The following is a 14,430-nucleotide window of genomic DNA, read 5'->3' as shown; positions in this document are numbered from 1 at the left end:
CTATTTTTTTATACCCTAAAACCCATTTACCCCAACCCCTAAAACCAAAGAACGAAAGGAGAATTTATACTTATGGCAAAAGTAATAGCGATAATCAACGAAAAAGGAGGAACAGGCAAAAGCACCACGGCAACGACACTTGGCTATCTGCTTGCAAAACAGAATAAAAAAACTCTTGTCATAGACTTTGATGGTCAAGGCAATGCAAGCACTATTTGTGGCATCGCAAATACAAACCAAGTGGAAATTACCATTGCCGACCTGCTCGGTCATGTGATACTTGAAAAAGAACTGCCCGATCCTACTGAGTACATTTACCATAATGAAAATGGTGTTGACCTTATCCCTGCAAATAGTGAACTGTTTACTCTTGAAAGAAATCTTTGCAACGTGAACTTTCGAGAGAAAAAGTTACTCGAAATTGTAAATCCTTTGAAAGAACTCTACGATTACATTATCATCGACTGTATGCCCCAAATTGGTACACCGATGATGAATGTAATGATGTGTGCGGACAGCATCATAATTCCAACCCAAGCGGAACTGTTGTCAATGCAAGGTTTATCCGAGGTGTTAAAACACTATCAGATCATCAAAGAAAACGGCAACCCAAAGCTAACCATTGAGGGCATACTTGTGACGATGGATTCACGTAACACAATGTTGTCGGCACTTGTCAATGAAATGCTAAATGACAAATTTGGCAACAATATCAGAGTTTTCAAAACTCGTATACCTCGTTCCATTAAGGTTGCGGAGGCTTGTATGTATCAGCAGACAATATGTGAGTATCTGCCCGATAACCCTGCCGCCATTGCCTATGAAAATTTTGCAAAGGAGTTGATAAATATTGGCTCTTAAAAAACCACCCATTCAGTTGGAATCATTTATTGATATGTTTCCCGACAAGCAAGAACCCGAAACAGTAACTACAAGTGGCATTACTGAAATGGCATTTTCCAAAATGCAATCATTTCCAAACCATAAATACAAATTGTATGAAGGTCAGCGACTTCAAGATATGGTAGATAGTATCAAAGAATTTGGCATTATCACACCTATCATCTTGTGGCACAATGAAAATGGCGAGTATATTATACTCAGTGGTCACAATCGTAAAAATGCGGGTGAACTTGCAGGACTTGACAAAGCACCTGTTGTAATTAAAACAGATTTGACATTGGAAGAAGCAAGGCTCATTGTCAATGAAACCAATTTACGACAGCGTTCCTTTACCGATTTATCACATTCGGAACGTGCATATTGCCTATCGGAACATTACAGTGCAATGAAGTCACAAGGTAGAAGAAATGACCTTTTGAAAGAAATAGAAATCCTCTTAAACCCCGATGATAGCAAGGAAAATTCAACTTCTGCTGAAGTTCAGCAGAAGTTGGAAAGTAGAGATAAACTCGGTCAAGATTATGGACTTTCCAAGGACAAAGTGGAATGTCAACACTTTTTTGGACAATTTTTATAAGGTCAGTACCCGATATTCGGCTGGTGTTCTATAATCCAAAGAGCCATGCAAACGTATGTTATTGAACCAATGCACATAGTCTGCAAGTTCTAACTTCAATTGCTCCAAACTGACGAAATTTCGTCCTCGAACAAATTCTGTTTTGAATACCTTGAAATTGGCTTCTGCAACTGCATTATCATAGGGGCAGCCCTTCATGCTGAGGGATCGTTTGATCTGAAACACATCTAACATTTCATCAATGAGATAGTTTTTAAACTCGCTGCCTCGATCCGTATGGAACAACTCGATTTCAGATAAATTCCCTTTGATTGTTGCAAAAGCATCATATACCAACTGAGCATTTTTGTGAAGTCCTGCACTAAATCCAACGATTTCTCGGTTGAATAAATCAATTAAGATACAAACATAGTTCCATTTATAGTTCACTCGAACATACGTCAAATCCCCAACAATTACTGCATTGGGAGGCTGGTTATCAAATTGACGAGCTAGTTCGTTTTTTACTGGCGACTCATTGCATTGTTGCTTTTGTGGTTTGAACTTGGCAACGGTATAGACCGAAATTAGCCCTAAACGTTTCATAATGCGGCAAATTCTGCGTCTAGAAACCTGTTTGCCCAACTTCTTCAGCTCTTTTTTCATTTTACGACTTCCGTAGACTTCTTTATTTTCATAAAAAATCCGTTCAATTTCTTGTTCTAATTCCGTATCATCTTTCTTGGACGAAGCCTCGTAATAGTAGGTACTCCTGCTGATTTCAAGGCATTTACACATGGCTGATATAGAGTATTTGTGTCGATTTGCTCGAATTACAATTACTTTCGTCCGAATATCAGCGCCGCTTGCTTTAGTATGTCATTTTCCATTCGTAGCTGTTGTAGCTCTTTACGAAGTTTGATGAGTTCAGCTTCTTCTGGTGTGCGATTATCAGCTTCTTTTGTAGAACCAGTAGCATTGTAACGCTGTATCCAGCGATTCAGTGCCGATGGTGTTAAATCGTATTCACGATTGATATCTGCTTTCGATTTTCCGTTGTTATATAATTGAACCATCTGCTGTTTAAATTCTTCTGTAAATTCTCTTCGTTGTCGTTTTTTAGTCATGTAATCATCTCCTTATTTTATATTAGTTTTATTTTACATGACCTTATCTTTTCTGTCTAGTTAAGTATAGCCATTCCAGGAATAGAAAAAATAAAAGAAAGTTGTGAAGAAGCAAATGTTCCGATACCAGAGTATGAAGTGAAAAAAGATGAAATTATGGTTAGGTTTGCAACTACTACCCAAGCTACTACCCAAGCTACTACCCAAGCTACTACCCAAGCTACTACCCAAGCTATAATTTTAACAGAAATCGAAGAAAAAATTGTAGCTGAAATTATAAAATATCCTCAAATAACGCAAGTTAAATTGGCTGAAATTATCGGACAAACAAGAGAAAATATTAAATTCCATATGAATGAGATGAAGAAAAAAGGTGTTATCAAGAGGGTTGGAACTAGCCAAAAAGGTAGTTGGATTGTTGTTGAGGACAATGTAGAAAAATGAGTTTATTTGGGATGTGGGTTGCGATAAAGCGATATATTTATTCTTAGTGGCATTTTAAGGAATTAGATTTATCTGAAAAACAATCGATAGGTATTCCAATTATTTTGTCAGAATTAAAAAAGAATGGTTCGTTGATGCCAAAGTTTGAAACAGATGAAGAGAGGAATTATTTGGAAACAACAATTAAAATTAGAGATGATTTTGAAGCGAAAGTCAACTTCAATCAAAAAAATGAGCGAAGTTTGAGCGAAGTTCTGAGCGAAGTTTTGAAACCGAAAGACTATGAGAAAGTTGAAATAATTATAGAGGTGCTTCAAGAAAAGGGTAATATCACTCCAAAGGAAGCGGAATTAGCGTGTAAAAAGTCACCAGCTACATCAAGAAGATATATGAAAATGTTAGTGGAAACTGGTTATGTATTTCAAGAAGGTAGTACGAATAGTATGCTATATAAAATAAGATATCCTGTGTCTTGAAATGTTGACAGATTTTGATGAAAAGGAAAAATGTTTTTACCAAAAATTAAAAAAGTGATTTTCAGATGTTACAAAAATGGTATCCAAGGTGATTTCAAAAGCTAGAAAGCCTTGTTGTATAGAGTTTTCTAGTATATATAGGCATTTCTATCGAATAGAAGGTGGAGGGGGTGAATAGAAGTAATAGTAGGTGGATACCAGAGGTCGTATAAAGAAAAAATTCTGTTTTTTACTCAAATACTTCAAGGCTTACTGTTGTTTTAAAGGATATTAACTATTTGGTAGGTCAAGAAACAGGTCAAGATACAGGTCAAGAAACAGGACAAGGTAAAAAGGTTTCTAAACTGTTTGTATTTTGTTCGAAGCCGAAAACAAGAACGGAAATGCAGGGTGCAATTGATATTTCATTACGTGAGTATTTTAAGAACGTACTAGTTTACTTTTGAATAATAATCAAGTATAGCAATTGTACAAAAGTAAACAAATGGAGGGAGTGTTAGAGCTTCGATTTGTCATATAAGAATGCAAGACATAAATTGTAATGCTCAATACAAATTCCTTATTTAGCCAATTGTATAATCTATGCTATAATAACTCCGCCCCTCAACTAACCGAGGGAGAACAAGGAGGTAGCTATATGGCAGAAAAAGAAATTGTAGTGATTCCACCCAAAGAAAAACATGATAGAAATATCAAGGTGGAACAAAAGAAACTGAATGTTGCAGCTTACTGCAGAGTCAGCACTCGATTTGAGGAACAGGAGCAAAGTTACGATAGACAGATTGATTATTTCACATCAAAAATCTTATCAAATCAAAACTGGAATTTAGTCGAAGTTTATGCTGATTTTGGTAAGTCTGCAACTGCACTAAAGTCAAGAGATGAGTTCAACAGGCTCATAGAGGATTGCAACAAAGGCAAAATTGACATGGTGTTAACCAAATCTATTAGTCGATTTGCAAGAAACACGGTAGACTTTTTGAAAATCATACGAGAACTGAAAGCCAAAGGGATTCGCATTATTTTTGAAAACGAGCACATTGATACGATGGACAGTACGGGAGAACTTCTCATAACTATTTTATCAAGTCAAGCACAAGAAGAAAGTCGTACTGTGAGTGAAAATACTCGTTTTGGCATAGTAAGAAAGTATGAACAAGGCATCGTTCATGTCAATCACAACAAATTCATGGGATACACCAAAGATGATGAAGGCAATCTAATTATCGTCCCAGAAGAAGCTAAAATTGTTCAGAAAATATTTGATTTATATTTAGATGGGTTAGGGCTAAAACTTATCTGTGATGTATTAGAATCTGAAAATATTAAGACTGCAACAGGACAGAGCAAATGGCGTGGTTCAGTGATTTATAAAATGTTATCTTGTGAAAAATACATTGGAGATGCACTTTTGCAAAAAACATACACCATCGATCACTTAACGAAAAAGAGAGTGAAAAATGATGGGATTGTAAAGCAGTATTATATCAAAAATAATCACGAGCCTATCATTTCGAAAGAACAGTTTTATGAAGTGCAGGCAGAGTTGAAAAAAAGAAAACAAAAAGAAAAAGGTTTTGGTTACAGTGGGAAGTATTCTTTGAGTAGTTTGATTCAATGTTCTCATTGTGGTGCAAGTTATACGAGAACTACAGCAAACAAGATGAATCCTATATGGCAATGTTCGACAAGGATGAAAAAAGCTAGTAAGTGTCCCAAATCTTATAGGCTTGCAGAAAGAATTGCAGAAAAGAATATATCGAATTACTTAGAAAACTTCAAAAAATTGAATATCAAAGATATGACAGCCAACGAAATAAAGCTGTTGGATATGATGAATGGCTTACATAATCAAAGTGAAGTATTCCCTATGAAATCTCTTAGAAGAATTGTAAATAAAATCTATATAGTAGAGAAGAATGTATTGGAGATTCACTTTAAATCAGGATTAACTGTTAGGGTGAATTGTATGGAATAAAGCTTTCAATCATCGATGTCATTGAATGTTTTATTCTGTATAATTTCAAAAGAAATTTGCAGAAAGCTTTTTTTAGAAAGACTGAAAATGAAACTTTTTTACAAAATATAAGGCTCCGCCAAGGGATAGGTGCCACCAAGTGATAATAGAATCCAATCCTCATGGCACGTTGAGACGGTATGTCTTTTGTCCAAACTAAATGTCGACCATCATATCGAAGTAGAACTTAATATGGATGAGTTGGATTTAACCTCTGCCGAGAGTAAAGCGACTTATGCAGAAATTAAGGGATATGTACTTGAAAATAGTGGATTGAAAGTAACAAATCTATATATCGCACAGATTAAAGATAAGATGGGAATTAAGGAACGTGTGAATTATCATGTGTCTAAGAAAGAAGATGCGAAAGTGCCACAATGCCCTATTGATAAAGAAAAGGCAATAATAGAAGCTCTTGAACATTTTAATATGATTGACTAACGCTACTCGAATACTTATATATCGTTTGAAATTGGAACTCTTTTCAAAATAATCTTATTGAAAGCGAGAGTATAAATTATGAGTAATGAAAAAGAACAAAGCATATTTGAAAAAATGGGTGGTAAATATATCAATGTTGGTGATTACTATGTGCCTGACTTTGGACAGTTTGATGATGACGAAGATGAAACAGACAATAGACCACTTGGAAAGTACGGAATGATGCGTGAAACGTATCTGAAAGAATACCACAAGCCGTTATATAATCACCTGTTACTAAATGGTGAATTACATTTCCATTTGCGTGATGTAAATGAGGAAACACAAAACTTACTTGATAGATTATTGCCACAATATAAGGCAAGACAAGGTGTGACAGAGGATCAAAAAGCTACTAATCAGCTTGAATGGGTTGGACGTGTAAACAACATTGTTGCACAAATTGAAGAGATTATCTTTTCTGATATAGTATACGTATAAAATTAACAGCAGATTTACTCTAAAAAAGTAGGTCTGCTGTTTTGTTTTATGGAAATGCTACAAGCAGATGATCTGTGGTACAAAGATATTTCTAAATATTATTGAAAGTGTGCTAATTTTTTTGAGTCAGAAATAAACTATACTTTGAATTATTACAAAATAAAAGATGCTATTTATGAAGTTTGTCATCGACACTACTGATTTTCATTACAAGTTCTATGAAGTGCTTCACATCATCGGTTGGGTTTAGGGCATACATGATGCCATAGGGAATGCTATAATCCCATTGAACGGGTATGGTCACAAGTGCTGGATGAATGTCCTTCCAACATTCAATGTTGAGCAGAATGTTGTCTGTTTCGGCACAACGATTGAAAACAGATGCGTCATAAAATGGAGGGGTATCTTCGATGGCAATTTGGCTGTGGTTGCTTGTCAAATCGTTGCGAAGAAAATCGTTGACACCAGAGTCGCCCTCTTTCACCATCATCAATGTATAACCGTATAAATCGGAAATTTGCAAACTTTTCTTGGTTGCCAGTGGGTGGGATTGCCTCACAGCAACCATTTTTTTATATCTACCCAGGGGTAAAAAATTGCAAACATTTGACCAGACCTTTGAATCGCAAACCCCAATTAGAAAATCGAATTTTACACCCAATTTAGAGATTTCAGACACGATGCCATCATGGCTGTCATCAAAGGGAATGAGATGTAGTTTGTAGTCAGAAAAATCCTTATTTACCTTATACCACAAATCCATAAATGGTTTTGCAGGATTTAACATAGATGTACCCACACAAAATGTGGTTTCAAAAGCACTTTTCATAACGGAAGCTGCGGAAATTGATTTTTCAGAGTAGTCTATCATGAATTTTGCATCGCTATAAATTTTCTTTCCGATTTCAGTTAAGAAAACACCTTGGGATTTCCGTTCCACTAGTGTCAAATCAAGAACATCCTCTAAAGAATTGATTTGCTTCATAACAGCGGTGGGAGAAATATAGAGTTTCTCTGCCGCTTTGTTAAAGCTGCCACTATCGGCAACTGCGATAAAGGTATTCAGCAGTGGGTTATATAGCATGGGTTTCGCCTCCGTATAAACTATTGGTTAATACCATTGTAACGTATTGGAAATTCAAAATCAATATAAAGTTTTGTATAATCAATTTAAGAGATAATCAACCCAAAAGATATGAGCAAAGGAGTAGATAATGTATGACCAAGTATGACGGATTAGCAAAAATAATTATTACGAATATTGGTGGTAAAGAAAATGTCCAATCTTTGACACATTGCATAACCAGACTGCGTTTCGTTTTAAAAGATGCATCAAGAGCAAACACCGATATGCTAAAAAACACAGATGGCATTGTAACAGTTATTGAAAATAGTGAACAATATATGGTTGTAATAGGGAATCATGTGAAAGAAGTATTTGATGCTGTTGTAGAAAATGGTGGATTTACATTTGATACAAAAAACGAATCTAGGAAAGAAAAGAGAAAGAACCCATTGGATTCCTTTGTAGGGGTAATTACTTCAGTTTTTACGCCTGTAATGGGAGTGATTTGTGCCTGTGGTATATTAAAAGGTTTACTTTCTCTATTTGGGGCACTGGGAGTGCTTGATGCAAGCGGTGGTACATATAATATTTTATATGCTTTTTCAGATTCAGTATTTTACTTTTTCCCTATTATTTTAGGGTATACATCAGCGAAAAAATTCGGAATTTCAGAATTTCAAGGACTGATAATTGGTGGCACAATGGTGTATCCGAGCTTACTAAATTCCACATCAGCGGATATCAGCAATTTATTTGGAATTCCAGTTTCTATGCCTGCGGCAGGAGATTATTCGGGAAGTGTGGTTCCTGTTATCTGTGCTGTTGCTTTTGCTGCATGGTTTGAAAAACGGTATAAAAAATTTGTTCCTGATGCAATAAAGTTGTTTGCTGTTCCGCTGATTACCTGTTTTGTTACAATTTGTCTTACTCTATGGATTATTGGACCAGTCACTTCTACGGCATCAGATATGGTTGGAGCAGGATTGTTGGCAATATACAATTTCAGCCCTATATTAACGGGTGTTGTAGTTGGGGGATTATGGCAAGTACTGGTTATTTTTGGCTTGCATTGGGCACTTGTTCCCATTGGGATGATCAACATACAAACAATTGGTTTTGATGTAATACTGGCAAGTATGCTTGGGACAACATTTGCGCAAACTGGTGCGGTAATCGGTATTTACTTTAAAACAAAAGAACAAAAACTCAAACGTTTATGTATTCCATCGATTATTTCTGGTGTGGCTGGGGTAACAGAACCTGCTATATATGGAATTACCCTGCAAAAAAAGAAACCTTTTGTCTTAACTTGTGTGATAAGTGCTATTACAGGTGGGATTATTACTGCTTTTGGAGCGTGTATATACGTGATAGGTGGCATGGGCGTTTTTATGTACCCAGCATATGTTAATCTAATAACTGGTGATTTTAATGGGATGATTGTAGCAATTATTGCTTCAGTTGTTGCTCTTATTGCAGGAGCAGTTATCGTGTATCTTACATATCATGATGACGCAAAAGAAGAGCAAGTGAAAAGCATCAATGGGGAAAGTGGTCAATCTGAAGTTGGCTGTATATATTCACCTTTGGTTGGCAATATAGTCCCTTTAGAAGATGTAGAGGATGAGGTTTTTTCATCGGGTGCGTTAGGAAAGGGTATTGCAATTTTTCCGACAGAAGGAAAAGTATATGCACCGATTGATGGTAAAATCATTAATTTTTTCCCAACGGGACATGCCATCGGAATTTTGTCAAATAGTGGTGTGGAGGTGTTGATACACGTTGGAATGGATACAGTAAAGTTAGATGGAGAAGGTTTCTTTCCTAAGGTTACCCAAGGAGCCACTGTGAAAAAAGGTGAATTGTTGTTGGAGTTTGATATTGCAAAAATTGAGGAAAGTGGATTTTCTTTAATCACTCCAATCATAATAACCAACACGGATGAGTATGACAACATTACTTTCACAGAATCAAAACACATTACTTTAGAAGATGAGTTGATTAGAATAAACTAAAGGAGGATATGGATATGCAAAACAAATTTCAGGATGGTTTTTTATGGGGTGGTGCAACTGCTGCCAATCAAATTGAGGGAGCTTGGAATGTTGATAAAAAAGGGGTGTCTGTTCCAGATATGTGCACTTCTGGTTCTATAGATAGGCCAAAACGTATTACAGAAAAACTGGATACAAATGAGTTTTATCCAAGTCACGAAGCATCGGATTTTTATACGCATTATAAAGATGATATTTCACTTATGGCAGAGATGGGATACAATACATACCGCCTATCTATTGCTTGGACACGTATTTTCCCAACAGGCATGGAGGAAGAACCCAACGAATTGGGCTTGGTCTTTTATGATAAAGTGTTTGATGAATGTCGAAAACATAATATTGAACCACTTGTTACAATATCCCATTATGAAATGCCCTATGCTTTGGTAGAAAAATACAATGGCTGGGAAAGCAGAGAGTGTATTGGTTTCTTTGAAAAATATTGTGAAACACTTTTTGAAAGATACCAATCAAAAGTAAAGTATTGGCTTACTTTTAACGAAATTAATGCAGGGACTTTGCCTTTTGGAAATGTACTGTCTTTAGGGACTGTCAAAGGATACACAGGTTCCATACAGGATTTTCCAGACAATCCGCAAGTGAGATATCAAGCACTGCATCATCAGTTGGTTGCAAGTGCCAAAGCTGTTACAATCGCTCGTAATAAATATCCACATTTTAAAATGGGGAATATGATTTGTTTTTTAACCTCCTATCCATTAACCTGCAGTCCAAATGATATGTTGTTATGCCAACAGGAAATGCAAATGAAAAACTGGTTTTGTTCTGATGTGCAAGTCAGAGGGGCGTATCCCTATTATGCCAAACGATATTTCAACGATAATGACATCAATATTCATATGGAAGATGGCGATTTGGAAATATTGAAAGCTGGTTGTGTGGATTTCTATACATTCAGTTATTATATGAGCAATTGTGTATCCGTAGAAAAGGATGCCGAAACACAAGGTGGCAACTTAACTGGTGGGTTGAAAAATCCGTATTTACAGGCGAGTGATTGGGGATGGCAAATTGATCCAAAAGGACTTCGCTACACTTTGAATGAAATTTATAGCAGATATAATATTCCAGTGATGATAGTAGAAAATGGTCTTGGAGCTTATGACAAGATTGAGGAAGATGGCACAATAAAAGACACATATCGTATAGATTATTTACGCAGTCACATAGAGCAAATGAAAGAAGCAGTGAAAGATGGTGTAAATCTTATGGGGTATACTCCTTGGGGGTGTATTGATTTGGTTAGTGCATCTACAGGAGAAATGGCAAAAAGATACGGATTTATTTTTGTAGATAAATACGATGATGGTACAGGTACTTTAGGCAGAGTGAAAAAGGACTCATTCTATTGGTATCAAAGGGTAATCAAATCAAATGGAGAAGATATGCAATAACCATGACGCAATCTTTGAAGGAGAAATATGAATATGACGAATCTAATTGTGTTTTTCTCACGAGCAGACGAAAATTATGTCTGTGGTGTGTTGAAAAATTTAGAAATTGGCAATACAAAACAAATTGCAAGTACAATCGAAGGATTGATACCAGCAGATGTATTTGAAATCAAAATGAAAACACCCTATTCTAAAGGCTATAACCAGTGTCTTGATGAAGTGCAAACCGATCTACGGAAAAACAAGCGCCCTGCCCTAGAAAATCAGCTATCCAGCATAGATGGCTATGACACCATTTATCTGGGCTATCCCAATTACTGGGGAACCATGCCTATGGCGGTATTTACCTTTCTGGAGCAGTTTGATTTTACAGGCAAAACAATACGTCCCTTTTGTACCCACGAGGGAAGCGGATTTGGTAATAGCTTAAAAGACATCAAAAAGCTATGCCCCACTGCAAAGGTAGAAAAAGGAATTGCTATATTGGGTAGCCAATGGAATATGGCAACAGGTGAAATTGAATCTTGGCTACGAAGCGGAGGTAGATAGCGTGAAAAGATTTTATATGCTCATTGTGGCAATTTTGATGTGTATCACATTGGTGGCTTGTAGTAGCCAATCGGCAAATGATGAAGCTATTCATTCAAATTTAGAAACTACTACTCAAATTGAAGTGGCAACGGAAGAGAGTGATATAAGTAATTCTTTACCAGTTCCAAGCAACATGGAAACAGCGGATACCAATCAGCAGACAAATGATGAACCTGTTGATTCAAATGCAGAATCCACTGCCCAAAGCGAAGTGGCAACAGAGAATACCGATCAGCAAGCAAGTGATGAACCAGTTGTTCCAAACACAGACTCCACTACCCAAAGTGAAGTGATAACGGAGAATGACAACACAATCGGTTCTGTGTCAGTTTCAAATGAAACAGATGTAGCCACTCCTTCTACGCCACTTCCCCTTTCGGACATGGTGGTGGAAATCACCTCTGGAGAAAATACTGCCACTTTTCAGCTGTATGACACGGTAGCTGCCGATGAATTTTATCAGCAGTTGCCACTTACCTTAGAACTTTCCAACTTCCGAAATGCACAGTGGATGTTCTATCCTCCAGAAGAGCTGAACGTCACTGCAGAGGAAGCTTATCACGATGGCATCAAAGGCGAACTGAGTTACTATGCCCCTTGGGGCGATGTGTTCATGCTGTATGAGGATTTTTATGCAGGAGATGAAATGCACCGCCTTGGCATTGGATTGACTGGCATTGACCAGATTGCAGACATGACTGGATCTATCACCATTACAAAATATGGCGAGGTAGCGACCACCACAGAGAATAGCGAGGAAATCACAGAAGAAACATTGCAAATAATGGTTGGTGCCTATGATTTTACTACCACCTTTGCAGACAATTCCTCTGCTAAGGCACTAAAAGAACTCCTTGCAGATGGCGATATTACAATCGATATGGTGGACTATGGTGGCTTTGAAAAGGTGGGATCTCTTGGAACAAGCCTGCCCACCAATAACACCTCCATCACCACAGAGTTGGGCGATATTATTCTTTACCAAGGCAATCAAATCGTCATTTACTATGACACCAATTCTTGGAGTTTCACAAGACTTGGCAAAATTGAAAACACCGAAAATCTGAAGGAGGCATTGGGAAGTGGCGATGTGACCGTTACATTATCACTGACAAAGAATTAAGTATGAAAAATATAAATGATAAAATGATAGTAGGTAAATTTACCCTAAAAAACAGATTGGTATTACCACCAATGGCATCTGCTACCTCAGGTGAACAAGATACAGTGACTGATAAAATGATAAATTACTATTCAGAAATGTCAAAAGACATAGGACTTACCATTGTGGAACACAGTTATATTTCACCTGAAGGAAAAGCACATCAAGGGCAGTTATCCATTTCCAAGGAAGATGATGTAGAAGGTCTTTCAAAGCTGGCAAATGCAATACAAAAAAATGGAGCGAAAGCGATTATCCAATTAAGCCATGCAGGAAGCGTAACATCTGAAAGTGTAACAGGATATAAAAGCTTAGGTGCATCAAAATTAGCAGATGACAAACTTACACCAGATATTGTTATGACTACAAAAGATATTGCAAATGTAGTGAATGGCTTTAGATTGGCAGCAAAAAGAGCGATGATGGCAGGGTTTGATGGAGTAGAGCTTCATTCTGCCCACAAATATTTGCTGAATCAGTTTTACTCCCCTATTACAAACAAAAGAAGCGATGAATACGGTGGGGCAATAGAAAATCGTATTCGACTTCATTTAGAGATTATCAAAAGTGTACGAGAGGAAATTGGGAAAGATAAATTGATACTTCTTCGTTTGGGTGCACTTGATTATATGGAAAATGGTAGTCTTATAGAAGATGCCGTATGTGCAGCCATAGCTTTTGAAAAAGCTGGTGTTGATATTTTAGATGTAAGTGGCGGACTATGTGGCTATATGGTTAAAAGTAAAGCTCATCTGCAAGGTTATTTTTCAGTGGAAACTAAGGAAATGAAAAAGCATATTTCTATTCCTGTTATTTCAACAGGTGGAATTACCAATTCAGATGCAGCAGAAAAACTGATAAATTCAGACTGTGCCGATTTAATAGGCATTGGAAGAGTCATGAAAAAAGATCCTATGTGGGCAAGTAAAGTCCTAAATAAAACACATTAAGGAGAGTAAAGTATGGAAAAACAAACAGCTGGCAGAGATGCTCTTGGCACCTTTGCACCGAAATTTGCCGCACTCAATGATGATGTTCTCTTTGGAGAGGTTTGGTCAAGAGAAGTCGAACTTTCCCCAAGGGATAGAAGTATCATCACAGTGACAGCGTTGATGGCAAAAGGAATTTTGGATAGTTCCTTGCAGTATCACATTATGAATGCCAAAAATCACGGTGTGACAGGAGAAGAAATGGCAGAAATTTTGACACACACAGCATTTTATGCAGGTTGGCCAAATGCATGGGCAGCTTTTAGAATGGCGAAGGAGGTATATGAAAATGAATCATGATTTTGAAAAAGCAGGACTTTTTGGCTTAGGTCAAGAAAACACCATGTTTGCACAGTATTTTATTGGTCAGAGTTATCTAAATCCCATTTGCATGGAGGGCATCGGCATTTTCAATGTGACATTTGAGCCAAAATGCCGAAACAACTGGCACATTCATCATGCCACAAAAGGCGGTGGGCAGATTTTACTCTGCACATCTGGTGAGGGATGGTATCAAGAATGGGACAAAGAGCCACGTAAACTTGTGGCCGGCGATAGCGTTGTCATCCCATCAGAGGTGAAGCATTGGCACGGTGCAAGCAAGGACAGCTGGTTTGCCCATGTTGCCATTGAAGTACCCGGAGAGAACACATCCAACGAATGGTGTGAAGCGGTTACAGATGAATACTACAATCAATTATAAAAT

16 protein-coding genes are annotated in these 14,430 nt (G+C 37.1%); 14 read left to right on the top strand and 2 right to left on the bottom strand.

Annotation, left to right across the window (positions count from 1 at the left end):
* Nucleotides 1–72 precede the first annotated feature (72 nt).
* Entirely contained in the window at nt 73–861 is a 789-nt protein-coding gene (locus MJY40_RS11805) for a ParA family protein (RefSeq protein WP_317854435.1), read from the top strand.
* Nucleotides 851–1,480, top strand: a complete 630-nt coding sequence (locus MJY40_RS11800) for a ParB N-terminal domain-containing protein (protein WP_317854434.1) — start codon at nt 851–853, stop codon at nt 1,478–1,480. The genes MJY40_RS11805 and MJY40_RS11800 overlap by 11 nt, the downstream gene beginning before the upstream one ends.
* Here MJY40_RS11800 and MJY40_RS11795 read toward each other — a convergent pair.
* Nucleotides 1,475–2,586, bottom strand: a protein-coding gene (locus tag MJY40_RS11795; protein ID WP_317853734.1) for an IS3 family transposase whose coding sequence is annotated in 2 segments (ribosomal slippage) — nt 1,475–2,334 and nt 2,334–2,586 — 1,113 coding nt in all. Because the reading frame shifts where the segments join, the coding sequence is not laid out codon by codon here. The genes MJY40_RS11800 and MJY40_RS11795 overlap by 6 nt on opposite strands.
* A gap of 138 nt (nt 2,587–2,724) precedes the next feature.
* On the opposite strand from MJY40_RS11795, the gene MJY40_RS11790 reads away from it, so the two are divergent.
* From MJY40_RS11790 to MJY40_RS11770, 5 genes are all read left to right on the top strand, one after another.
* A complete protein-coding gene (locus MJY40_RS11790; protein WP_317854433.1) occupies nt 2,725–3,030 on the top strand; it encodes a winged helix-turn-helix domain-containing protein in 306 nt (101 codons plus the stop codon).
* Between the two features lie 104 nt (nt 3,031–3,134).
* Nucleotides 3,135–3,506: a winged helix-turn-helix transcriptional regulator gene (locus MJY40_RS11785; protein WP_317854432.1), complete on the top strand. Its 372-nt coding sequence runs from the start codon at nt 3,135–3,137 to the stop codon at nt 3,504–3,506.
* A 637-nt stretch (nt 3,507–4,143) separates the two neighbouring features.
* Nucleotides 4,144–5,484 carry a recombinase family protein gene (locus MJY40_RS11780; protein ID WP_317854431.1) on the top strand — a complete coding sequence of 447 codons (1,341 nt, stop codon included), beginning with the start codon at nt 4,144–4,146 and terminating at the stop codon, nt 5,482–5,484.
* 231 nt (nt 5,485–5,715) lie between these two features.
* Nucleotides 5,716–5,964, top strand: a complete 249-nt coding sequence (locus MJY40_RS11775; RefSeq protein ID WP_331488177.1) for a 23S rRNA methyltransferase — start codon at nt 5,716–5,718, stop codon at nt 5,962–5,964.
* A gap of 78 nt (nt 5,965–6,042) precedes the next feature.
* Nucleotides 6,043–6,444, top strand: coding sequence for a TnpV protein (locus MJY40_RS11770; RefSeq protein ID WP_317854430.1), 402 nt, complete (start codon nt 6,043–6,045; stop codon nt 6,442–6,444).
* 169 nt (nt 6,445–6,613) lie between these two features.
* Here the strand turns inward: MJY40_RS11770 and MJY40_RS11765 are convergent, their stop codons facing one another.
* On the bottom strand, nt 6,614–7,528 hold the full coding sequence (locus MJY40_RS11765; RefSeq protein ID WP_317854429.1) for a LysR family transcriptional regulator: 915 nt from the start codon (nt 7,526–7,528) through the stop codon (nt 6,614–6,616).
* Nucleotides 7,529–7,662: 134 nt separating this feature from the next.
* On the opposite strand from MJY40_RS11765, the gene MJY40_RS11760 reads away from it, so the two are divergent.
* From MJY40_RS11760 to MJY40_RS11730, 7 genes are read left to right on the top strand one after another with little or no spacing between them, the layout of a single operon-like run.
* Nucleotides 7,663–9,525: a beta-glucoside-specific PTS transporter subunit IIABC gene (locus MJY40_RS11760; RefSeq protein ID WP_317854428.1), complete on the top strand. Its 1,863-nt coding sequence runs from the start codon at nt 7,663–7,665 to the stop codon at nt 9,523–9,525.
* 8 nt (nt 9,526–9,533) lie between these two features.
* Complete coding sequence (locus MJY40_RS11755; RefSeq protein ID WP_334305915.1) at nt 9,534–10,982, top strand: glycoside hydrolase family 1 protein; 1,449 nt, start codon at nt 9,534–9,536, stop codon at nt 10,980–10,982.
* Between the two features lie 33 nt (nt 10,983–11,015).
* Nucleotides 11,016–11,531, top strand: coding sequence for a flavodoxin (locus MJY40_RS11750; protein WP_317854426.1), 516 nt, complete (start codon nt 11,016–11,018; stop codon nt 11,529–11,531).
* Between the two features lies 1 nt (nt 11,532).
* The gene (locus MJY40_RS11745; protein ID WP_317854425.1) at nt 11,533–12,696 is read left to right on the top strand and encodes a cyclophilin-like fold protein; all 1,164 of its coding nucleotides are present in this window, start codon (nt 11,533–11,535) and stop codon (nt 12,694–12,696) included.
* Nucleotides 12,697–12,698: 2 nt separating this feature from the next.
* Entirely contained in the window at nt 12,699–13,685 is a 987-nt protein-coding gene (locus tag MJY40_RS11740) for an NADH:flavin oxidoreductase (RefSeq protein WP_317854424.1), read from the top strand.
* Nucleotides 13,686–13,697: 12 nt separating this feature from the next.
* Nucleotides 13,698–14,024, top strand: a complete 327-nt coding sequence (locus MJY40_RS11735; RefSeq protein WP_317854423.1) for a carboxymuconolactone decarboxylase family protein — start codon at nt 13,698–13,700, stop codon at nt 14,022–14,024.
* Nucleotides 14,014–14,427, top strand: coding sequence for a cupin domain-containing protein (locus tag MJY40_RS11730; protein ID WP_317854422.1), 414 nt, complete (start codon nt 14,014–14,016; stop codon nt 14,425–14,427). Before MJY40_RS11735 ends, MJY40_RS11730 begins: the two co-directional genes overlap by 11 nt.
* Nucleotides 14,428–14,430 lie beyond the last annotated feature (3 nt).

The organism is Chakrabartyella piscis, from assembly GCA_030067835.1.
Taxonomy (GTDB): domain Bacteria; phylum Bacillota; class Clostridia; order Lachnospirales; family Anaerotignaceae; genus Chakrabartyella; species Chakrabartyella piscis.
Note: the sequence above shows the minus strand (reverse complement) of the source record. Positions and strands in the feature narration are given on the sequence as shown.

What these genes read in the sequence shown, in the direction of transcription:
- MJY40_RS11805 (WP_317854435.1), top strand. Translation starts at nt 73, where the DNA reads ATGGCAAAAGTAATAGCGATAATCAACGAAAAAGGAGGAACAGGCAAA.
- MJY40_RS11780 (WP_317854431.1), top strand. Translation starts at nt 4,144, where the DNA reads ATGGCAGAAAAAGAAATTGTAGTGATTCCACCCAAAGAAAAACATGAT.
- MJY40_RS11775 (WP_331488177.1), top strand. Translation starts at nt 5,716, where the DNA reads ATGGATGAGTTGGATTTAACCTCTGCCGAGAGTAAAGCGACTTATGCA.
- MJY40_RS11770 (WP_317854430.1), top strand. Translation starts at nt 6,043, where the DNA reads ATGAGTAATGAAAAAGAACAAAGCATATTTGAAAAAATGGGTGGTAAA.
- MJY40_RS11765 (WP_317854429.1), bottom strand. Translation starts at nt 7,528, where the DNA reads ATGCTATATAACCCACTGCTGAATACCTTTATCGCAGTTGCCGATAGT.
- MJY40_RS11760 (WP_317854428.1), top strand. Translation starts at nt 7,663, where the DNA reads ATGACCAAGTATGACGGATTAGCAAAAATAATTATTACGAATATTGGT.
- MJY40_RS11755 (WP_334305915.1), top strand. Translation starts at nt 9,534, where the DNA reads ATGGATATGCAAAACAAATTTCAGGATGGTTTTTTATGGGGTGGTGCA.
- MJY40_RS11750 (WP_317854426.1), top strand. Translation starts at nt 11,016, where the DNA reads ATGACGAATCTAATTGTGTTTTTCTCACGAGCAGACGAAAATTATGTC.
- MJY40_RS11740 (WP_317854424.1), top strand. Translation starts at nt 12,699, where the DNA reads ATGAAAAATATAAATGATAAAATGATAGTAGGTAAATTTACCCTAAAA.
- MJY40_RS11735 (WP_317854423.1), top strand. Translation starts at nt 13,698, where the DNA reads ATGGAAAAACAAACAGCTGGCAGAGATGCTCTTGGCACCTTTGCACCG.
- MJY40_RS11730 (WP_317854422.1), top strand. Translation starts at nt 14,014, where the DNA reads ATGAATCATGATTTTGAAAAAGCAGGACTTTTTGGCTTAGGTCAAGAA.